Source organism: Shewanella sp. SACH, from assembly GCF_001887095.2.
Lineage (GTDB): Bacteria > Pseudomonadota > Gammaproteobacteria > Enterobacterales > Shewanellaceae > Shewanella > Shewanella baltica.
This window is the reverse complement of sequence record NZ_MPDG02000001.1, coordinates 429,217-450,666: the sequence shown is the minus strand read 5'-3', so window position 1 is coordinate 450,666 and position 21,450 is coordinate 429,217. Positions and strand designations below refer to the sequence as shown.

The 21,450-nt window shown below is 46.3% G+C and carries 22 protein-coding genes; 10 read left to right on the top strand and 12 right to left on the bottom strand.

Features of this window, described 5'->3' with window-relative positions; all coding sequences use genetic code 11:
• Positions 1–86: 86 nt before the first annotated feature.
• Complete coding sequence (rpsB, locus tag BM607_RS01785; RefSeq protein WP_006080979.1) at positions 87–815, bottom strand: 30S ribosomal protein S2; 729 nt, start codon at positions 813–815, stop codon at positions 87–89.
• Between the two features lie 284 nt (positions 816–1,099).
• On the opposite strand from rpsB, the gene map reads away from it, so the two are divergent.
• The 3 genes from map to dapD are packed head-to-tail and all read left to right on the top strand — an operon-like array spanning position 1,100 to position 5,395.
• On the top strand, positions 1,100–1,930 hold the full coding sequence (map, locus tag BM607_RS01780) for a type I methionyl aminopeptidase (RefSeq protein ID WP_227257044.1): 831 nt from the start codon (positions 1,100–1,102) through the stop codon (positions 1,928–1,930).
• A 33-nt stretch (positions 1,931–1,963) separates the two neighbouring features.
• Positions 1,964–4,549, top strand: coding sequence for a bifunctional uridylyltransferase/uridylyl-removing protein GlnD (glnD, locus tag BM607_RS01775; RefSeq protein WP_006080977.1), 2,586 nt, complete (start codon positions 1,964–1,966; stop codon positions 4,547–4,549).
• A gap of 21 nt (positions 4,550–4,570) precedes the next feature.
• Positions 4,571–5,395 (top strand): 2,3,4,5-tetrahydropyridine-2,6-dicarboxylate N-succinyltransferase, encoded by an 825-nt coding sequence (dapD, locus tag BM607_RS01770; RefSeq protein WP_006080976.1) that lies wholly within the window; start codon positions 4,571–4,573, stop codon positions 5,393–5,395.
• A 127-nt stretch (positions 5,396–5,522) separates the two neighbouring features.
• Here the strand turns inward: dapD and BM607_RS01765 are convergent, their stop codons facing one another.
• From BM607_RS01765 to BM607_RS01750, 4 genes are all read right to left on the bottom strand, one after another.
• Entirely contained in the window at positions 5,523–7,454 is a 1,932-nt protein-coding gene (locus BM607_RS01765) for an HD domain-containing phosphohydrolase (protein ID WP_071939079.1), read from the bottom strand.
• 191 nt (positions 7,455–7,645) lie between these two features.
• A complete protein-coding gene (gene purU, locus BM607_RS01760) occupies positions 7,646–8,512 on the bottom strand; it encodes a formyltetrahydrofolate deformylase (protein WP_083548593.1) in 867 nt (288 codons plus the stop codon).
• Positions 8,513–8,677: 165 nt separating this feature from the next.
• Positions 8,678–10,165 (bottom strand): PTS transporter subunit EIIC, encoded by a 1,488-nt coding sequence (locus BM607_RS01755; protein ID WP_071939080.1) that lies wholly within the window; start codon positions 10,163–10,165, stop codon positions 8,678–8,680.
• Positions 10,117–10,581 (bottom strand): flavodoxin, encoded by a 465-nt coding sequence (locus BM607_RS01750; RefSeq protein ID WP_011846344.1) that lies wholly within the window; start codon positions 10,579–10,581, stop codon positions 10,117–10,119. Before BM607_RS01750 ends, BM607_RS01755 begins: the two co-directional genes overlap by 49 nt.
• Before the next feature lie 121 nt (positions 10,582–10,702).
• Here BM607_RS01750 and BM607_RS01745 point away from each other — a divergent pair, with 121 nt between their 5' ends.
• Positions 10,703–10,897: a hypothetical protein gene (locus tag BM607_RS01745; RefSeq protein WP_006080971.1), complete on the top strand. Its 195-nt coding sequence runs from the start codon at positions 10,703–10,705 to the stop codon at positions 10,895–10,897.
• 211 nt (positions 10,898–11,108) lie between these two features.
• Here the strand turns inward: BM607_RS01745 and truC are convergent, their stop codons facing one another.
• Together truC and BM607_RS01735 are read right to left on the bottom strand one after the other, a co-directional pair.
• Positions 11,109–11,972: a tRNA pseudouridine(65) synthase TruC gene (gene truC, locus BM607_RS01740; RefSeq protein WP_071939081.1), complete on the bottom strand. Its 864-nt coding sequence runs from the start codon at positions 11,970–11,972 to the stop codon at positions 11,109–11,111.
• On the bottom strand, positions 11,959–12,279 hold the full coding sequence (locus BM607_RS01735) for a YqcC family protein (protein ID WP_006085239.1): 321 nt from the start codon (positions 12,277–12,279) through the stop codon (positions 11,959–11,961). The genes truC and BM607_RS01735 overlap by 14 nt, the downstream gene beginning before the upstream one ends.
• A 162-nt stretch (positions 12,280–12,441) precedes the next feature.
• Here BM607_RS01735 and BM607_RS01730 point away from each other — a divergent pair, with 162 nt between their 5' ends.
• Positions 12,442–13,455: a DUF3549 family protein gene (locus BM607_RS01730; protein WP_071939082.1), complete on the top strand. Its 1,014-nt coding sequence runs from the start codon at positions 12,442–12,444 to the stop codon at positions 13,453–13,455.
• Positions 13,452–13,838, top strand: coding sequence for a DUF3301 domain-containing protein (locus tag BM607_RS01725; protein ID WP_006080967.1), 387 nt, complete (start codon positions 13,452–13,454; stop codon positions 13,836–13,838). The genes BM607_RS01730 and BM607_RS01725 overlap by 4 nt, the downstream gene beginning before the upstream one ends.
• Positions 13,839–15,545: 1,707 nt before the next feature.
• Here the strand turns inward: BM607_RS01725 and BM607_RS01710 are convergent.
• Entirely contained in the window at positions 15,546–15,851 is a 306-nt protein-coding gene (locus tag BM607_RS01710; RefSeq protein ID WP_071939084.1) for a DUF962 domain-containing protein, read from the bottom strand.
• Complete coding sequence (locus tag BM607_RS01705; protein ID WP_071939085.1) at positions 15,835–16,482, bottom strand: GNAT family N-acetyltransferase; 648 nt, start codon at positions 16,480–16,482, stop codon at positions 15,835–15,837. The genes BM607_RS01710 and BM607_RS01705 overlap by 17 nt, the downstream gene beginning before the upstream one ends.
• A 149-nt stretch (positions 16,483–16,631) precedes the next feature.
• Between BM607_RS01705 and BM607_RS01700 the strand changes: the two genes are divergently transcribed.
• Positions 16,632–16,865 carry a DUF2789 domain-containing protein gene (locus BM607_RS01700; protein ID WP_012588139.1) on the top strand — a complete coding sequence of 78 codons (234 nt, stop codon included), beginning with the start codon at positions 16,632–16,634 and terminating at the stop codon, positions 16,863–16,865.
• Positions 16,866–16,875: 10 nt separating this feature from the next.
• On the opposite strand, the gene BM607_RS01695 is transcribed toward BM607_RS01700, so the two are convergent.
• On the bottom strand, positions 16,876–17,283 hold the full coding sequence (locus tag BM607_RS01695) for a DUF3192 domain-containing protein (RefSeq protein WP_071939086.1): 408 nt from the start codon (positions 17,281–17,283) through the stop codon (positions 16,876–16,878).
• A gap of 165 nt (positions 17,284–17,448) precedes the next feature.
• On the opposite strand from BM607_RS01695, the gene BM607_RS01690 reads away from it, so the two are divergent.
• Positions 17,449–17,832 carry a hypothetical protein gene (locus BM607_RS01690; protein ID WP_071939087.1) on the top strand — a complete coding sequence of 128 codons (384 nt, stop codon included), beginning with the start codon at positions 17,449–17,451 and terminating at the stop codon, positions 17,830–17,832.
• Positions 17,832–18,605 (top strand): Zn-ribbon-containing protein, encoded by a 774-nt coding sequence (locus tag BM607_RS01685; protein ID WP_071939088.1) that lies wholly within the window; start codon positions 17,832–17,834, stop codon positions 18,603–18,605. Before BM607_RS01690 ends, BM607_RS01685 begins: the two co-directional genes overlap by 1 nt.
• Before the next feature lie 154 nt (positions 18,606–18,759).
• Here the strand turns inward: BM607_RS01685 and syd are convergent, their stop codons facing one another.
• Positions 18,760–19,410, bottom strand: a complete 651-nt coding sequence (gene syd, locus BM607_RS01680; protein WP_006080958.1) for a SecY-interacting protein — start codon at positions 19,408–19,410, stop codon at positions 18,760–18,762.
• A gap of 59 nt (positions 19,411–19,469) precedes the next feature.
• On the opposite strand from syd, the gene queF reads away from it, so the two are divergent.
• Complete coding sequence (gene queF, locus BM607_RS01675; RefSeq protein WP_006080957.1) at positions 19,470–20,327, top strand: NADPH-dependent 7-cyano-7-deazaguanine reductase QueF; 858 nt, start codon at positions 19,470–19,472, stop codon at positions 20,325–20,327.
• Between the two features lie 93 nt (positions 20,328–20,420).
• Here queF and BM607_RS01670 read toward each other — a convergent pair whose 3' ends face one another.
• Positions 20,421–21,362 (bottom strand): LysR family transcriptional regulator, encoded by a 942-nt coding sequence (locus BM607_RS01670; RefSeq protein ID WP_071939089.1) that lies wholly within the window; start codon positions 21,360–21,362, stop codon positions 20,421–20,423.
• Positions 21,363–21,450 lie beyond the last annotated feature (88 nt).

The window sequence follows — 21,450 nt, the reverse complement described above, 5'->3', positions numbered from 1 at the left end:
AGATATAAAACAGGGGCCGAATGGCCCCTGTTAACCAATCAAAAATCTTGGTTAATAAGGGTGATGATAATCATCGCGCCTTATTATTATTCGGCTTCTACGAAACCGTCTTGCTCAGCTTGAACAGCCAAATCTTGACCACGGCCAGCTTTTGCAGCAGCAGCAACAGAAGAAGTGTACAGGCGGATAGCACGCATAGCGTCGTCGTTACCAGGAACGATGTAGTTAACACCATCTGGCGCAGAGTTAGTATCAACAACTGCAACAACAGGGATACCCAGGTTGTTAGCTTCTTTAATAGCGATATGCTCATGGTCAGCACCGATGACGAATAATACGTCTGGCAGGCCGCCCATGTTTTTAATACCACCTAAAGATTTTTCCAGCTTTTCAAGCTCACGAGTACGCATCAGCGCTTCTTTCTTGGTCAGCTTGTCGAAAGTACCGTCAACTGATTGGCTTTCTAGTTCTTTCAGACGTTTGATTGACTGACGAACAGTTTTCCAGTTAGTCAACATACCGCCTAACCAGCGGTGATCAACATAAAACTGATCACAAGACAGAGCTGATTCTTTGATCGCTTCGCCAGCAGCACGTTTAGTACCAACGAATAATACTTTACCTTTCTTTGAAGCTACGTTGCTGATGAAAGCCAGCGCTTCATTGAACATTGGCACTGTATGCTCAAGGTTGATGATGTGAACACCGTTGCGAGCACCGAAAATGAATGGCTTCATTTTTGGGTTCCAGTAACGGGTTTGGTGACCGAAGTGGACACCGGCCTGAAGCATATCGCGCATTGAAACTGTAGTCATTTCTATTACCTTAAAATTTAGGGGGTTAGACCTCCACGCATCCCATGTCTTCGACCCCGCAATTGATAACTGAGGGCACCCCGAAGAATGTGTCGACACGTGTGTGATTTAGTATTTAGACAAATAGCCATGTATAATGGCCGCCATCTTTAGTCTTGCAAGTATCTAAGCAGAGCAAAAGCTGGCTTTGGACAATTCATCAAGACTTAAACATAACGGCGCGCTTTATACCATAAATAGCCCTAAAGCACAAATTTTTGCATTAGGTTGCGTGGCCAACAGACATTAAAGACACAAGAGAAAACGCAATGAGTATAGTCATCAAGACAGCTGAAGAAATTGAAAAAATGCGTGCTGCGGGCAAACTTGCCGCACAGGTATTAGAAATGATCGCTCCGCATGTTAAGCCGGGCGTGACCACCAATGAACTCAATGACCTCTGCGCCAAATATACCGAAGAGCAAGGTGCGATTTCGGCGCCGCTTAACTACCATGGTTTTCCTAAGTCCATTTGCACTTCTGTAAACCATGTCATTTGCCACGGTATTCCAAACGACAACCCACCATTGAAAGAAGGCGATATCCTCAATATCGACATCACAGTGATTAAAGACGGCTATCACGGCGATACTTCGCAGATGTTTTTAATCGGTGAAGTGAGCGCGAAGGACAAACGTCTGTGCCGCATCGCGCAAGAAAGCCTGTATTTGGCCATTCGTAAGGTGCGTCCGGGCCTAAAACTGGGTGAAATTGGCAATACTATCGAAAAATTCATCAAAGCAAGCAAAACAGGCCTTGAGAAATATTCCATCGTGCAAGATTATTGTGGCCACGGTATTGGCTCGGGTTTCCATGAGGAACCTCAGGTCATGCATTACCGCAACGGCGATAACACAGTATTACGCCCAGGCATGTGTTTCACTATTGAACCTATGATCAATGCCGGTCGCCACACGACCATACTCGATCGCGATGATAAGTGGACGGTTACCACCTCCGATGGTAAAAATTCTGCCCAGTGGGAACATACCCTACTTGTGACTGAAAAAGGGGTTGAAGTACTGACCCTGCGTGAGGATGAAGATTTCCCACGCATCATCAATCACGAGCGATAGGCCAAGCTAACAAAAATAAAAACAAGGGACTCGATGAATATAGCTCTGCTCGCTAAACAATCATTAATCGAACAGAATCAAACTCTTTTAGCCAGTTTCAAGGCTAAAACCCCGATTGAAGAGCTAGTCACGCAGCGCTGTCAATTTGTCGATGCCCTTGTAAAGCAAGCTTGGGAACAGCACGGTCTAAGGGAATTTGATATTTCCCTGATTGCCGTAGGCGGCTATGGCCGTGGGGAGCTGCATCCCCACTCAGATGTCGACTTGCTGTTCCTGTTTAATGATATCTTGTCACCCGCCGCCGAAGCGGCACTCAGTCAGTTTATTGCCTTTCTGTGGGATGCTAATCTCGAAATCGGCCACAGTGTCCGTACGTTAAACGACACTATTACTCTCGGCCGTGAAGACATCACCATAGCCACTAACCTGTTAGAGGCACGACTGCTCGAAGGGCCCGAGTTTTTATTCGACCAACTTTACGATGCCATTCGTCAGAGTGACTTTTGGACCTCAAGCGACTTCTTTATCGCTAAGCGTGACGAACAAAATGCTCGCCATGCCAGAGCCAGTGCCTTCGATTTAGAGCCCAATATCAAGAGTTGTCCCGGTGGCCTTAGGGATATTCAAACCATTGCTTGGGTGGCCATGCGTCACTTTGGCGCCGCTCGCCTCGAAGAATTAGTCCAATACGACTTTTTAGAGCCCGGTGAATTAGAAGAGCTGCTCGAATGTCAGCACTTTTTATGGAAGCTACGCTTTGCCCTGCACATGGTGGTCGGTCGCGATGAAAATCGCTTACTGTTTGATGTGCAGCGCCAAGTTGCCGAACTTATGGGTTATGAAGACGCCACCCAGCTTGCCGTTGAGCAGATGATGAAGCGCTACTATCGCACGGTGCGCCGAGTGATGGAGCTGAACGAAATGCTGTTGCAGCTCTTTAAGCGCGCAACGCTGGGGCACACAAAAGCCTTAGAAATTCAATCGATAGACAAACACTACCAGCGCCGCGGCACCTTTATCGAAGCACTCAGTGATGATCTGTTCGATAGCGGCGAAGAAATTGTGCGGCTGTTTTTGTTGGTCGCTAAAAATTCCAACATCAAAGGCATTTACGCGCCAACGCTGCGTTCGCTGCGCCGTGCAAGACGCGCCCAGCCGCAAGCCTTGCAAGAAAACCCGCTTTGCCGACAAGCCTTTATGGAAATTTTACGCCATCCTCGCGGCATTGTTGCCTTGTCTTTAATGCACAAACACGGCGTGTTATCGGCCTATTTACCCGCATGGCGAAACATTGAAGGTCAGATGCAGTTTGACCTGTTCCACGCCTACACAGTCGATGAACATACCCACAGATTGCTGCTCAATATTGAGCGTTTTTCTCAAGCCGAACAAAAAGAAGAATTTCCCTTAGGCTCGATTCTCATCAACCAACTGCCGAAAAAGGGCTTACTGGTATTAGGCGCTATCTTCCACGATATCGCCAAAGGCCGCGGTGGCGATCATAGTAAACTTGGCGGCGCCGACGCCCTCGCCTTTTGTAAGCTACACGGGTTAAACGATCACGATGGTCGTCTAGTCGCTTGGCTGGTCGAGAATCATCTGGTGATGTCTGTTACTGCTCAGCGCCGCGATATTTCCGATCCCGATGTGGTGGCCGATTTTGCCAATAAAGTCCGCGATGCCGTGCATTTAAGCTATCTGTACTGCTTAACCGTCGCCGATATCTGCGCCACCAACGAAAAAACGTGGAACAACTGGAAAGGCTCACTGCTGCGCGACTTGTACTTTTCGACCCAAAGGGTGCTCGCACGTGGTAAAGAAAAACCCGTCGACATTCGTGCCAGAGTACGTGAATACCAAGCCAAGGCGAAAAAAGAACTGCTGCGCCGTGGACTGAAAGAGAAAGATCTCGATACTCTGTGGCAACGTTTCAAGGCAGATTACTTTTTACGCCATCAGCCCAATCAAGTCGCGTGGCACGCCGAAGCGATTTTAAAGCATAAACAACAGGATGAGCCCTTAGTCTTAGTGTCCAAACACACGACTCGTGGTGGCACTGAGCTTTTTGTCTATTGCCAAGACAGACCTAAATTATTCGCAACTGTGATGGCGGTACTCGACAATAAAAATATCAACGTCCATGATGCCAACATCATGACGTCAAAAGACAATTATGCCCTCGATACCTTTGTGATCTTAGAGCAAGATGGCGCGCCCGTTAGCCAGCTGTCACGTATTCAAAGTATCCGTAAGGCGCTCGAAAAAGCCCTCTCGAGCGACAGTCCAAAACTGCCACGCTTTAGAAAACTGTCGCGCAAGATGAAACCTTTTAATGTTCCGACACAAGTAAGTTTCCTCGAAAGCAGTCGTCATGGTACAAGTATGATGGAGCTTATCGCCTTAGATTCGCCAGGATTACTGGCAAAAGTCGGGGATATCTTTTACCGTTGCAACACGACGTTACTCGCGGCCAAGATCACCACCATTGGTGAGCGAGCCGAAGACTTTTTTATGCTGCAAACCAACGATGGCCTGCAGCTTAATGAAACCCAGGAAAATACCCTCAGGGACGCTTTAATCAGTGCCTTGAGTGCAAAGAATATCGAATCAGTTAATTAACGAGACCAGTGGGAGAAGTAAATGGAGGCTTTACGCCAACGTATTGAGGCGGCTTTTGAAGCTCGCGCCGACATCACGCCAAGCACAGTTGACGCCAGCGTGCGTGACGATGTGCAAAATGTCATCAATATGCTCGACAAAGGTGAAGTCCGTGTCGCCGAGAAAATCGACGGACAATGGCATGTACACCAGTGGCTGAAAAAGGCGGTATTACTGTCCTTCCGTATTTTCGATAACGTGGTTATCGATGGCGCCGAAACCAAATACTTCGACAAAGTGCCGTTAAAATTTGCCGAATATGATGAAGCTCGCTTCAAAGCGGAAGCCATTCGCGTGGTGCCTTCGGCTACTGTGCGTAAAGGCTCATTCATCGGTAAAAATACCGTGTTGATGCCATCCTATGTGAACTTAGGTGCTTATGTTGATGAAGGCACAATGGTTGATACTTGGGCGACCGTTGGCTCATGTGCACAAATCGGTAAAAATGTGCATTTATCTGGCGGTGTAGGTATTGGTGGCGTACTTGAGCCATTACAAGCGGGCCCAACCATCATCGAAGATAACTGCTTTATCGGTGCACGTTCTGAGATTGTTGAAGGCGTTGTGGTTGAAGAAGGCTCAGTGATTTCTATGGGCGTGTATATCGGCCAAAGCACTCGAATTTATGATCGCGAAACTGGTGAAGTGCATTACGGTCGTGTACCAGCAGGTTCCGTTGTCGTTTCTGGCAACCTGCCCTCTGCCTGTGGCAAGTACAGCCTCTATGCCGCCATTATCGTTAAGAAAGTAGATGCAAAAACCCGCGGTAAAGTGGGTATCAACGAATTACTGCGTATTGTTGATTAACAGTATTCGTTCGATAACATGAGTTCCATAAAAGATGCCCGAGGGCATCTTTTTTATTGTCGGTAAAATTTAGCCTACAGTTGCGCTGTCATTATCAGGCTTACAAATAAAGTGTTTAATAAGGCACTTAAATCAAGCGCTCAACTTCACGAAATGCATTTCTCGTCATGGCAATAGCCCGCCAGCCGATAATCCCCAATGGTTGCTGCGCTTTGTTCACCACCACAAGATATTCTGAGTCCAAAAGATTCAACTGCAATAAGGCATCTTCCGATGTGGCCACCTCACTGATAATAGGCACCGAATGCTGCATGATCTGATGGGCTTTTTTATGCAGTGATGCCCTATCCTGTTCACGCTCAGCCGCTGTGCCAAGTAATGGGCTAAACCAATGTTCCAGCAAACGACTAGTGATCACGCCGAGTATCTTATGTTGTTCATCCAATACCACGGCCACCTTAGCGTGGGCGGCGGTAAGTAAACGCTTAACGTCGACTAACTCATGGTCGAGGGAAATCGTAACTAGAGGTTCAAGTGGCGCAGCGCCGATATGGTCACTAATACTCAACTCACGATTAATCAAAATCTCTAAACAGGTTTCGACTATCTCAGGATCAAACAGTGTCCCTTTGCCCGCACGCAGCACTTCGGTCATTTTCTCCAGCCCCAAAGATGGACGATAGGGCCTGTGGGATAATATCGAATCGGCAACATCGGCTACGGCAATAATTTTCGCCTCATAGAGAATGGCTTTATCCTTTAACCCCGCGGGATAACCTGAGCCATCGAGCCGCTCATGATGCTGTAAAATCATCTCTTTGATGGGCCAAGGAAACTCCACATCCTCAATAATTTCAGCGCCATGGAGTGGATGGGTCTGTATTAATGCGTATTCTTCTTTCGAAAGCTTCGAAGGTTTGGTCAAGATCTGCGATGGAATGGCCAACTTGCCGATATCATGGACTAAGGCACCAATTTTCAGTCCTTCGAGACGCAGTGGATCTAAGCCTAATTTCTCACCAATCAAATAACTTAATTGCGCTACCGACTTTTGATGCCCAGCGGTATAGGCATCTTTTAGTTCCAATGCCTCAGAAATGGCACTAATAAGCTGGGTTAACGACTGAGATAACTGCTCTTTTTGCGATTTAATGATTTTAGACTGACGAGAGACAGCCCGTAATGTGCGCGGCAGTTCGATGGTGTGCCATAGGATGCTGGCGAAGGTGAGTAATGATCTTGCATCATTGCGACTATAGGGCTCGTTACGGTCGACCACGCACACTATGCCGACCAAGCGGCTGCGAAACAAAATCGGCACCGCCAAATAACGCCCTGCAAGTAACAGTTTATCTAAGGGCAAATCCCCTAAGCGCCTTTGGGAGTCGGTTTGATTTTGGATGATCGGCTTATAATCTCGCACGCATTCGAGCCATACGCGGCTTTCAAGTTCAGACACTTGGGTATTATCTTCGATGAAATCGGCTTGATTCGCCTCGGCGGGAGGATAGTCTGAACGTGCCGCGAGCGTGAGTGTTTTTAACTTTTCGTTATGCAGCAGAATAAAGCCATATCGACTGCCCGTGAGCGACATCGCCTTGGAGACGGCAACTTTAAACACTTCTTCTTGGGAGGATTTAATCACATCTTCAATGTGTTGCAGCCAAGCATCGCTGGCTTGAATCGCTCGGCGATAATCCGAATGCAGCTCCTTCATCTGCGGATCTTCAAAATTGATGTCGGATAGAATCAAATACCATCCCATTTCAGGCAAAGAATGCAGCGCAAGATGCACACGTATACCTCTATAGTCTTGTAATTGAAAACCTATCTCTTGCCCACGTCGCCTCACGATATCGGCGCACAACTCGGCATTAAAGGCACTAAACAGTTGGCTAATGGGTTGATTAATGATTTGCGCCGCCGAGCGTTTGCAACGGCTATAAAAGGCTTGGCTCATCCGTAGCACGCGAAATTGCTCATCAAGCTGTGCCCAAGACAAATTCAAACTATCGGGCAAGTCTTTCATTCCAACGATAAGGCTTTGACTAGTTGACATCCAGCACTCCAGTCTTTGATTAGAGCATGGGCGACACGCTTTAGTGTGATATTCACCCGAATGTGAGCACTATAAAATCTCCAATAAACATAATGATAGCTGATCCCATGACATACGCGGATTAAAATAGGCTTAGCTGAATGTCATGTTATCGCTACGCTTGTCATTACCTTAGCGCGACTGCCTACGCTTTAGAAGACGATCGTTTTATTGCCGTACACGACCACTTGCTCGTTAAGCACTAACTGCAGCGCTTTGCTCAGCACACTCTTTTCAACATCGCGCCCAGCGCGTGCCATTTCTAAGGCGCTATAACTGTGATCAACAGGAATCACGTCCTGCTTGATGATCGGCCCTTCATCGAGGCAATTATTCACAAAATGCGCCGTCGCACCGATAATTTTCACCCCGCGCTCCCAAGCCTGACGATAGGGTGCTGCGCCAATAAAAGCAGGTAAGAAAGAATGGTGAATGTTGATGATGCGATTAGGATATTGCGCCACAAAATCAGGCGTTAATACCCGCATGTACTTAGCCAAGACTAAATAATCGGGTTCGTATTGAGATACCGCAGCTAACAGTGCTTGCTCGTGCTGAATTCGGTCTAAGCCTTCGTGACTCACCAGATGAAAGGGAATGTTAAACTTTTCGGCCAGTTCGCGCAGCGCATCATGGTTGCCCACCACAGCGGCAATCTCGACACTTAAACCACCGTAATAGGCTTTCATCAACAGATCGCCTAAGCAGTGCGCTTCTTTCGTCACTAATACCACAATGCGTTTCTTGCTGGCGCTGACCAAGGTCATGTGATTCTTAGCAGGCAGCACGTCGCGCAGATCCTGCAATAACTGTTCGCTGTTAAAAATGCCCTCTAACTCAGTTCGCATAAAGAAACGCCCTTGGGCATTATCCACAAACTCACTGTTTTTAATGATGTTCAGTTTATGGGTAAAACAAACACTGGTGATTTTGGCGATGAGGCCTTGGGCATCGGCGCAATCCGTCAGTAAAATTTTACGTTCTATGGATGGCGAAGTATTACCGCGAGTTTCAGTCATTTGTTGCAAAGTTGGATCTCCTATATTGTCCCTACATCGAGTTTGCCATAGCAAATCGTGCTGAATAGCATGAAAAACCTATAATGCGAAAATAAAAATGACATTTCAGAGGCTTGAATCAATAAAATGTAAAAATTAAGCAGTTAATTTTGTAAAAACACAATCCTAGCGGCGAGTATCTAAGTAACGCTGCAATACTTTACGCAGGGTTTCGGCCTTAGTGCCATAAACCACCTGCACACCTTTGCCCATAACGATCACGCCCTTAGCACCCAACTGACTCAAACGCACCTTATTGACTAACTCAGGCTTATGTACGCTCAAGCGTAACCGAGTTAAACAGGCATTGAGTTCAACGATATTGTCACGCCCACCAAGCGCCGCAATAATCGCCCGTAAACTTTCTTTTGGTCCTTTACTGTCACTGTCATTATGCTCAAGCCTGCCGGGCGTTTTCAAATTAAAGGCTAAAATACTCAACCTAAACAACAGGTAATATATGATGGCGGTCAAAGGTCCGAGGAAAACAAACCAGCTGGCATTACGGGACAATGGAAATAACAGCGTAAAGTCCACCAGCCCTTGGGAGAACACTATGCTGTGGTGAATATCGAGCATGATACAGACAAAGTAAGCGAGCCCAGTGAGTAAGGCGTGAATGATAAATAGGATTGGCGCCACAAACATAAAGGCAAATTCGATAGGTTCAGTCACCCCTGTTAACCAACTAGCCGCCCCCGCCGAGAGCATAATGCCCGCCACGCGATTACGCTCAGAAGGATCGGCGCAGCGCCACATTGCCAGTGCCGCCGCAGGTAATCCCCACATTTTAATCAGATAACCACCGGCAAGGTTTCCCGCCTGCGGATCGCCCGCTAAATAACGCGCCACCTCACCACGGACAACTTCATGCCCTAATAACTGATATTGACCCACTTCTAAGTAAAAAGGCGCATTCCAAATATGGTGCAACCCAAGGGGAATAAGTAACCGCTCTAATGCGCCATACACGCCAAAGGCAATGGCTGGTTTTTGATAAACCGCCCAGTCAGATACTCGCTCAATCAATAGCGCTAAGGGTGGCCACACATGGGCGAGTACATAACCTAAGCCCATCGCTAAGGGAATGATCAGCAAAGATGCACTGCGGCGTCCCTCAAAGAAGGAGAAAATCGCAGGCAAACGTATATATTGACTCCAGCGCACCGCAAGACAAGTAATACCGCCGAGCATCATGCCACCCGCAATCCCCGTATCTAAGGTATCCATCCCCAATAAAGGCTGGGTTGGGAGTCGATATAAATCGGCCAGTGCGGCTAATGTCGCCGTCATCACCCCATAACCAAACACCGCCGTAAAGGCGGCAATGCCTTGATCGCGGCAAAAGCCAATAGCGACCGCCACGGCAAATAACATCGGCATGATGGCGAAAATGAGTTTGCCCACCGCCAACATCAACACTGTCAGCTCTTCGGGCATAAAAGGAATAGGACTAACGGTGAGGCCAAGCATGACCCCTGCGGCAGGTAAAATGGCAATAGGAATAAGCAGCGCTTGGCTTAAGCGCTGGGCAAATTTAAACCACTGCTGAGTAACGAAACTGCCTAAGCGACGAGCTCGGTTTTGACGACTTGATTCCAGCGTTCTAGCCATTTTATCGCTTCAACCTCAGGTTCCATGGTTTCACAGGCATCGATTTCTAATAATTCTACAAGTGGTTTAGCGCCAAGTTCACTCAAGAGCACATCTACAGCCCTACCGGCGCCGCAGAAGGTTTCATAACTTGAATCACCCAGTGCGATCACACTGTAGTTAAGCGCGGGTAAATAGGGCGCAAGATTTTTAAGATTATGATACCAAGGCTGAATATCTTCGGGTAAGTCCCCTTGGCCCGTCGTAGAAGTCACCACCACTAACAATTCATCCTGCGGAGGAATAAAGCTGGCGACGTCATTTGGTTGCCACAATGTTACATCATAACCTAAAACTTGCATTTCTTTCTCTAGGGTTTCGGCGGCAAATTGTGCACTACCATAGACAGTGCCAAACACCAGATTCACCTTTTTCATGATACACTCCACATTGCGTTGCAAACCTTATTAGGCTGACCTTACTTTATTGTTCAGCGGATGGGCAAGCTAAGGCGCAAAATTTTTATAAATCAAGTCATTGAGCATGAGGAAATATCTGATGCGACAGTCCACCCGCCAAAAACACCTCAAGCAACACCACAAAACAACCCATATTCGACGTAAAAATTATTTCCACTCCGCCCAGCAAAATCTCACATCGCCACTCGCGCCTACCTCTGGATTCTCAACCTTAGCCGTCATGATGCAAGAATTGCGTCCACAAACCGCACAAACACCGCAACGCCTCGACTAATTACCGCCAGACTCATTTTGGTTGGACAGTTTTAATTGAACCGTTTTAATTGAACAGTGTTGATTCGACCGTTATGGGTTCGATAGTTTTGATTCGATTGCTTAGTGTCAATAACCAAGCCAAGCGAATGACTTTTGATGCCACTCACTTGGCTGACTGCCAATTATGTCCAGATTGTCTCAGTTGAGATTGTCTGAGTTAAGGTCATGAGTTACGCATTTCCAGCTGGTATTTCATCCGTGGCGATTAACAACTCAGCCTGTTGACTTAAGATCGCCTCGTCCCAACCTAGCTCGGCAAACACGGTTTCCCACTCAGGCTCGAGCTCGGTTTCTATGCTGAGCCGAACTTGAGTGACAGGATGGGTGAAGCTGAGCTTTTTCGCGATAAGCCACAGGCGATTAATGCCAAAATGCTCGCGGAAAAACGCATTTTGCTTACCGTCGCCATGGGTGGTATCACCGACAATAGGGTGACGTAAATGCGCCATATGTCTTCTGAGCTGATGCTTACGCCCCGTTTTAGGGCTCAAGCGTACCAGTGCAAATCGGCTCGTGGGATATCGGCCTGACGGATACGGAATCTCAGTATTAAGTAATGGCTCATAAGCCGTCACAGCCTCTTGCGCGGCTTTGTTAGGATCGGCATTCTTATCGCCTAATTCATCTAACTCAACCTTAAGCGCATAGTCTAAAATACCGCTCTCATGCATATTACCGCGCACTAAAGCCAAATATTGTTTTTCAATCGTATGGGAGGCAAATTGCTCACACAGTGCATTGGCCACTTCACTACTCTTGGCAAACAAGAGCACGCCAGATGTCGGCCTGTCGAGACGATGTACAGGGAACACATGACAGCCGACTAAGTCGCGGGTCAGCTGCATGGCAAAAAATCGCTCCCGACGCGCTAAATAACTGCGGTGGACCAATAAGCCTGCAGGTTTATGAATTGCCACTAAGTGCTCATCTTCATAAAGAATTTCAATCTCAGGCGCCTGCTCTTCTGAGTCATCCTCTTGGGATGCATTCAGTGCATTTTCAGGCGTTTCAAGCCAGATATCATCTTGATTCATTTAACAACATATCCAATTCATTCAATACGCCAATCAGGGCTTGGCGCGGGGGCATATCCTGCCAAACATGTTCAGCCATAGGGGCTATCGCAATTTGCGTCGGCAATGGCGCACCCGTTTCGATTAAAGTCTGCATTCTAGGCAGTAAAATAAACTGCAACCACTGCTCAAGGGGCATAAGATCACAGGCAAAAGGCGCTGTGCTTGCCATTGCCTCGGTAGAAGGCGCCTGCTCAGACCACAACTCGGCTGCTTTTAGCGCTTGGGCAATCTGAGCCAATTTAGCTTGGGTTTGACTGTATAACATAGCTTTCAGATCCATTCTCATGTTAGCCATTGTGATTGAGGAACTTGCCACAATCCACAGGCCGAATAGGTCGATTAAAGTGCCGCAATCATACCATCCAGACGCACTTCCCCCTATAATGGCGCCAATTTATTGAGCCTCTTTGATTGATATGGCAGCCAAATGACTGAAATTACAACTTTAAGCCAGTTTTTAACCACAGCCAAAACCCAGTTCCAAGTGTATGATCTTGGCCGTAGGGTGCAACATATTGATATGCTCGCGTTTCACCAAATAGAATCTCTCGCTACCCCTTATCCTTACCCTATTCAAGGACATGCGCAGTTTGCTATCGTCTTTTGGGATGCGAGTCAGCAACACTTTATTTGGTTTCTAAAACTGGCCTTAGATGAGCAAGGATTACTGTCGCCTGCACCGCGCTCACAATTTATCGAAATGATATTAGCGGCATTAGGGCAAGATCCCACTCAGCCACTCAGTGATGAGCAGCAAGAACGACTCGCGAATAATCCGTTTAACTTCAAGCCAAGCCAGGAAAAACTCGCCGTATTCAACGCACTCGTTCGTAAACAACTCGGCCAACGCGCATCATCGCAATACGAATTTGCCGTGCAGTATTTGTCAGGCCAAGTAGCCCCAGCACAATGGCAACATATTGGGATGCAAGGCATAGCCGATGTATGTGCGCGCGCAAATGAATTTGATCATGAGCAGCACTTAGTATTGAGTTTTGATACTGCCGCCATCGAAGTGCAAATCGCCCTATGTCAGTGTCTTGAGCACTTACTGATTAGCGACACGCTCGCCGATAAAATTCTCGCGAAACTTCAAGATGCAGCCCCAGAACACCAAGCTTATTTCCTACGGGCTCTGGCTTCTAGCGCCAAACACAGCCAGCAAGCGTTCGAACATCTTCACGGCCAAGCCTCTTTAGATACCAATGCCCTCATCAGCATTGCCGGGCGTAACTGGTCGGTATTAAAACAAGATTCAAGTCGCAGTCTTTACTTAGAAGCCCTGGCACTGCAGCCCCAAGCCTTTTTTAATCAGGTCTTTGCTGATATTGTGGCTATCCCTAGTTTGCGCAATCAACTACTAGGCGAATTAAGAAACCCCAATCGAAGCGTTCAACTATCACAAGCCATAGGTGGTTTGTTTAAGGCAGCAAGCAAATGATGTCAGATTTACTGTTAATTATTGGCCTCGTCGTGATTGCCGCATTTTTTTGGCAGTTACGCCAAATGGCAGAGTTGAGCCGCATTTTTGCCGAAAAAGAATGTTGGCGACAAAAAGTGCAACTGTTAGCCATAGCAATGGAAACCGCCCGCCCAAGTATTGGCGGCACCACGGGGATTTGTTGGAAAGCGAAATATTTATTTGAATTCAGCACTGACGGCATTAACCAGTACAGTGGCCATATTTGGATGCAAGGTAAGAAAATTCAAAAAATAGAATGGCCTATCTTCCCAGAGCCCGAATGGCAAGAAGCGCCGACAGCACAGGGGAAATTTGGCGGTTGTGGTACGCAAAGCGGCTGTAGCTCAGGCAAGTGTCATTAAGTTTTATCGACTATGATGCCCAAATAAGCTGTTCGCCAGAATAGAGAATAATCAGTCATTCTTTGGTGCTGCAAAATAACTCGCTGTAAAAATAAAAAAGAAAGGGCGCGGCCCTAAAGCCACGCCCTCCTATTCTCTGTTAAGCTATCCCGCTATTTTTGTGCTCCCTGCACCATCCATGCGTCAATCTGCGTCCTGCTTCATCCCTGCTCAATCCTTGAGGTCCCTGTACTCATGTACTTCCCTATCTCTTGGTCATCCAGTCCCAAGCTTGCTCTTTCCTGAGCGGTTCCATCATCATCCATGAAACGGGTATTGCATCCATTCAATTGCACTCCATGTGCCATTGCCATCCTGTGCAATGAGTCTATCAATCCTTGATAGTCTCCCTTCCTTGGTATTGGCTCTCTTTCATCCTGAAAGGCCTATATCCCTATCATTCCTTAAGTCACATTCCTTAGTCACTGTTCGATCATCCTGATCGCCAACATCCTGTTGCCCATAATTCCTTCTACAAGATGAATTCTACGCCAACCAACGAAAGTACTCATTGCGGATTATTTAAAATGTTAACGAAAATAGTGAGTTTAACTGATAAAAAATAGATTAACTGACTGATATAAATATAAATAATAACCAACCCCAAGACACAACCACCCTTTTAACCTACAAATTACTTACATACTTGTAAGAGATCTCTTACACGGAGGATGGCAATTCGAATCAAAAGTAAGCAAAACGGTAGATGTCTCCCCTGAGGACTTATACATAAACCGCTATCGTTCAAAGTTCGACAAGCATTCGGCGCATGACCAGAAAAAATTATTAAGCAATAAGAGAAGTAAGACTGGTAAACATGCTTTGCGGTGAGAAGTCTTTAAGCAGAGTTAAAAAGTCAATGTGAATAGCGTTATAGCTTGGCAAAGCGAAATTAATACTGAAAATGAACCAAAGAAAAGGGCGCAACTAAAGTGCGCCCCATTTATCCTTTGTAAGCCGTCCTGCTCGATTTGTGCTCCCTGCACCATCCATGCGTCTGCTTGCGTCCTGCGTCGTCCCTGTAATCCCTTTTCGTCCCTGTGTATCAAACTTGCGTGAGATAACACTCAGTCCTTTGACCTGTAAATCCATTTTACAGAGCCTGTCACTTCCTATGACTTTTTCCTATTGCATCCTGCAAAAATTTGTCTTCCATAGAGTAGTACAAGCTGTTCACCCTTATACTTTATCCTTGTCTCGACACATCCTGTTTCGAGTTCATGCTTAATCCTTAAGCGTGTCCTGTATTCTTCCTGAAATTCATCATCCTGACGATACGACTCACTGTCTCTAATCATCCTTGAAAAGCAATCCTGCTTTTCCTTAGCCTATCCTAGGCGAATGACAGTTTTCCTACCGTCAGCGATTTCAACCTTGAAATCTTAATTCGTTGCTTCTTGCGTCCCTTTGGCCTGTTTCGCTTTCCTTGCTATCCATTTGCTTTGGCCATGAGTGAATTCTACGTTAACCGTGACTTTTTTGTTCGGCTCAAAGAACGGACTACAAAAGAAATTACGGTCAAACAGAAGGTAAATAAATATAAGCTAATGATTCTATACAAAATTAAACGCAATGGAACAAAAAACAATCAAAAAGAAAACATTATGTCCTACAGCGTTTGTAAGCGATCTCTCACACGGGCATGGGCATCTCACTCGGACGGCTTTTTTAACGCTTAAAAAAGCCGCTGATCATCTGAGCAAACATTACCCAATCAGCCATCAAACTGTAAAAGGGATACTGAAATGTCGCGGGTCGATTCTTCTCGAATACGAAGTGTCCCACCCACGCAAAACCGTAGCCAACGACCGGAATAAACCAACATAGCCACCAGGCTTGTGAAACCAAGGCAATGCCAATCAGCAGCAGGACTAAGCTACTGCCAACAAAGTGTAATTGCCGGCAAATCGGGTGCTGGTGTTGGGATAAATAGAAAGGATAGAAATCGGCGAACCGTTTATAAGAGTGAGTCATCTTGTTGAACCGAATAGAATAACAACTGGCCATGGACACTGCCGATAGTGAGATCGCCTAAAGAGACAAAGTCATGCAGGGTAAATAATTGCAGATGACTCTCCTGAGCGATAAACACACCAATGCCATCCAAATCCGGCTGCTCATCACACCAACTCACTACCGCTTGCACTAACTTATGTCCGAGTCCTTTATGCTGCTCGTTCGGTGCAAGGGCGATAAACTGCAAAATACCGCAGTGCTTACTGGGTAAGAGTTCGACAATACTGGACTCTTTTTTCATCAACGCTTGGGTCGATTGCCAGCCCGTACCTAACAACATCTTTAAGCGCCAATGCCAGTAACGCCCTTCTCCCAAAGGCACTTCTTGCGTTACCACACAGGCTAAACCAACCAGTCTTTCATGGTCGAACAAACCTATGAGTGCTTGTTTTTGTTGCCATAACGTATTGAGTTCTTCGCGGATCGCGGCGCGCAGTTTTTGCTCGTAAGCAGCTTTATCTGAGGTGAAAAGTGAATCGACAAAAAAAGGGTCATCATGGTAAGCGTTATAGAGGATAGAGGCGGCAATGCGTAAGTCTTCCGCTGTCAAATAGACCGCACGGCAGTCTTCCAAGGTTTCATTGTCCATTATTAGTATTCCTTGACTTAGCTCACACTTTTTATGAGTAACAATTAATTTACCAAGGAAACGGAAAAGTGCAAATTTTAATCATAGATTGCATTTTTCAATCAGGCGCTTACTCTAAACGAAGGCACTATACTGAAAAGGAAATAATGATGGATACAACTCCAGTAGACCTAAGCCACTTATTCGAGCAACTCGGTTTAGACAGTAGCGATGAAGCCATAGCGCAATTTATTGCAACCCATGACATCGACCATCACATCCATCTAAGCCAAGCGCCCTTTTGGACCCCAGCTCAAAAGAGCTTTATCATCGAAGGCCTAGAAGCTGATGCCCTCTGGACTGAGCCCATTGAGCAACTAGATACTCAGCTACGTAAGCTATAAAACTCGCGGGTTAAATTTTACTGTAAGCCGTTTCACCCCAACCCACTAAGGCATTGTTGCTCAGCACGATAGGTGTGCATTCGTCCTTAGTGGTTTTTCCATCGCCATTATTGCGCTGGGTACGATAAAACAACACTAAGACTTCTTTATTAGATTCACCTTGTTGAGCACTTTGTTGAATGTAGGCTTCACTAAAATCAGCGGTGCCCATTAAGATCATCACTTGGTCTTTGGGCATCCCTAAACTCAGTTTGGTTAAGTTAGTGCGGTTTTTATCCTGCACTTTCTCCCATGATTCGCTGTTATCCCAACCCGATTCGCCATCACCGACATTGACCACACAGCCGCTAAGACCTAAGCTTGCAAGCCCTAAAAAAGTGATGGCGATAAGTTTGTTATTCAATTTATGGTTAATCATGTGACATCCTGTGTAATTATTATTTTTGCTTGAAAAAGCGATTTAGGCTGGACAATAAGCAAAATAGATGCCAAATGACAACGCACTGTTTTTAAATGAAAAAAACTTACGCGACCTTTTGAGATTAGTTTAAATCATTCAACAAATTAAGGAATTTTGCTAATTATGAGTCCACTTGACCAAGTATTAGCGGCTGCACGTTCGCTCGAAGCCTGCGGTAAAGTACCGAGCCTTGCCTTAATTAAAACCCGTTTAGGTAGCAGCCTACCTTTACCGATATTGATCCAAGGCTTACAGCAATTTAAATCTATGCCTAAGGCGGATCGCGAGCGTTTAGCCGAGTTGCAAGCCCTCAGCCCGACAATCGAAGCCGCTGCAACTAACGATACCTTGACGCTTGCACTGCTTGCCGAGCGTCTGCAGATACAACAGACACATTTTGAGCGTCATGCTGAGCAACAAAAAACAGAAATAATGCAATTAAAAAACGAACTGCTTGAACTAAAACAACGCATCAACTTATTAGAAAAAAAAGGAAAAACCGCTTAATGTTTGTCACTGAACTGCGCTTCGAATGCTTCGCCGACACCACGATTTCTGCCGCCGAAAAAGCCATTAATCAGCTCCTTGAAGCCTATCGAGCTAATGGCCAAATCTTAGGGCGAGAATTTGCGGTCGCCTTTAATGACGGTGAGTTTAGAGTGCGTTTACTGATGCCAGAGAAAAGCAGTTTAGCGCATAAATATCACAGCCCTTGGGTCAAAAAAGCCTTAGCAGAGTTAACCGACGCTAAGCTACTCGCGCCGCGGGAAAAGTTTATCGGTCAGGACATTAATTCTGAGGTCAGCAATACCGACACACCGAGCTGGCAACTGCTGTATACCAGCTTTGTACACATGTGCTCGCCCCTGCGCAGCGGCGATAATCTATTGCCGATTCCTTTATATCGACTCCCAGCAACCTTTAATGGCGATCACAAACGCATTATCCGTTGGCAGAGCGAATGGCAAGCCTGTGACGAGTTACAAATGGCGGCGGCCACCAAAGCAGAATTTGCCGCACTTGAGGAATTATCGAGTCCAGACAGTGATTTATTTCGCAGAGGTTGGGATTTGCGCGGCCGTATCGAATATCTCACTAAAATTCCGACCTATTACTACTTATACCGCGTCGGCGGCCAAGATTTGGCCTCAGAAAAAGCGCGACCTTGCCCACGTTGTGGCAGTCATGATTGGAAACTCGATGAACCTTTATTGGATATGTTCCACTTTCGCTGCGAGCCTTGCCGCATAGTATCGAATCAGTCATGGGATCATCAGTAACATCATCTTATCTCGCCAAAGACCTCAACCTAAGATAAACCACGCTTAGGTTGAGCGTTCACGCTCAAACTAAGTGTGGTTTAGCGTCCACATTCTGGCTAAACATGATTGAAGGCTTAGAACTCGCAGCAAGATAGCGTCAAGCTCACGCCAACTAACGTTTACCAAAGAGGTTTTGCCACATACGTTTAAAGCTGGCAAAAATCCCCGGATGTTCTAATGCGGGCATAGGCAGTTCTTCATGTTTAACGGGCGGTGCTATCCGTGGCGATAACGCCCCAATAAATTCCGCTAAACTTGGCGACAATTGCTGGGTGGGGATCTCACCTGGAAGCTCTATCCACACGCTGCCATCACTGTTGTTGATGGTGAGCATTTTATCGCCCTCATCTAACAAACCGATAAACCACGTCGGTGGCTGCTTGAGCTTTTTCTTCATCATCAGATGACCAATCAGGTTTTGCTGCAGGCAGGTAAAATCATCCTCATTCCACACTTGCAGTAACTCACCCGTGCCCCATTCTGAGTCGAATAGTAACGGTGCAGAAAAATACTGACCGTAAAAATGATTGATTTCTGGCCATAAAGTCAACTCAAGCGCATGCTCAACATTGGCAAAACTGCCTTCGACTTCGCGTTTAACCGGCTGCCAAGAAACGGCTTGATCAAGATCAGCATGAAATTCGCCTTGAATACACACAGAAGGCTCACCCTGTGGGTAATAACGCGGTAGTTCACCTAAACTCGTTAGGTAAGCTTGATGGTAGTTTTGCAAAAATTTATCTAGTGCGGGCAGACAAGACACTTAAGCACAATCCAATTTCAGGTATAATGTGCGCCTATTTTGACATGGAAACAGTATTGATGACACAGAATCACGATCCCTATAGTGATGCGCAAGCGCTTGTTGGCCTGACTTTAGGTAAAGCCACAGACTATCAAGCCGAGTATGATGCGTCGCTGCTACAAGGGGTTCCACGCTCACTAAACCGTAATGCTATTGCACTCACTGGGACGTTACCGTTTCATGGTGCCGATATCTGGACGGGTTATGAGCTGTCTTGGTTAAATGCTAAAGGTAAGCCTATGGTGGCCATAGCTGAATTTCATTTAAGCTATGAAAGCCTGAACCTGATTGAGTCGAAATCGTTCAAACTGTATCTCAATAGCTTTAATCAAACCAAGTTCGATAGCATAGATTCACTGCAAAAGACCTTAGTCGCAGACTTAAGCCAATGTGCTCAAGGTGATATTAGCGTTAAAATCATCGAACCAAAAAGCTTTGGCATTCAGCGTATTATCGAGTTACCAGGCACGTGTATTGACGATCTCGATATTGAAGTCAGCGATTATAGTTTTAATCCTGATTACTTGGAAAACAGCACGGACGATAAGCAAACGGTAGCGGAAACGCTTAATTCAAACCTGCTGAAATCCAACTGTTTGATCACTTCGCAACCCGACTGGGGCAGCGTAATGATCCGTTATCAAGGGCCTAAAATCGATCGCGAGAAACTACTGCGCTATTTGATTTCTTTCCGCCAACATAACGAGTTCCACGAGCAATGTGTCGAGCGAATTTTTGTCGATTTGAAGCGTTTCTGTCATTGCACTAAATTGACCGTTTACGCCCGCTATACGCGCCGCGGCGGTTTAGATATCAACCCGTATCGCAGTGACTTCGAGCAACCTGGCGAAAGCCACAGACTCGCAAGGCAGTAATTAACGTTCGTTCGAGTATCAGATTACGAACTAAGGTTTAGAACTGAGAAAAAACCAAGGTTAAAAACCGAAACTAAGCTCTGAATCGCTAGCCTAGTTGCTAGCAAGATTCAGAGCTTTTTCATTTACCGTGCTCGCACTGGCATCGAGCAATAAGCTTCGTAGCCATTGATGGCTCGGGTTTTGGGTGTATTTACTGCTCCACACCATATACAAATCAATGGGTCTTGTTTTCAGTGGCATAGGTAAAATCTGGATGCCGAACAACTCGGCGTACTGACTGGCGTATCGCAAAGGCGCTATGCCTATCGCCTCACTTTTGCCTACGGTAGCAAACATACTCAATAAAGATGACTGCTCACTATACATCTTGCGTCTAGGCAAGACGCCTTCGGTAAACAAATCCCCCGCAGTAAGATTAAAACGCCGCATATTCAAAAAGACGTGTTTCTCCTCAAAATACTGCTCATGGGTAATGGCGCCTTGAATCCGAGGATGCTGCCGACTGACGATACACACTAAGGTTTCGGTGAAGAGTAATTTGCTCGAGAGCAAACTTTGCTGCGCGGGTTTAATGTCTATCGCCACAGCGACTCGCTCAAGCAAGATATCGCGATATAAATCAGCTTCCTGTGGCGGTGATTCCCGAAAAATCACTTCAATATCCGCATCCTGTAATAAAGCCTGCACACCGGTTTGCAGCGCTTCGATAACCGACTCATTGGCATACACATAGAAGCGTCGCTGACTGCACTTTGGATCAAAATGCTCAAACCCCAGCAATACAGTTTCGATATCTGCCATTGGCTGCTCAAACTTACGGTACATTTCCCGCGCCACTGCCGTCGGTTCAATTCCCCTCCCAACCCGATTGAACAGTGACTCCCCGACCCATACCCTGAATCGACTGATCGCGTTACTGACTGAAGACTGAGTTAAGTCCAACTCTTCAGCCGCTTGCGTGAATGAACGAGTACGGTAAACCACCATAAACACCCGCAATAAGTTTAAATCTAATGGCTTTTGTGTCGGCATAAGGGAAACTACTCATTCACAATATGAATATTACAACCCAAGCTAACGCGAGTTATCTAAATACACAAGCTGTCTATACTCAAACCAT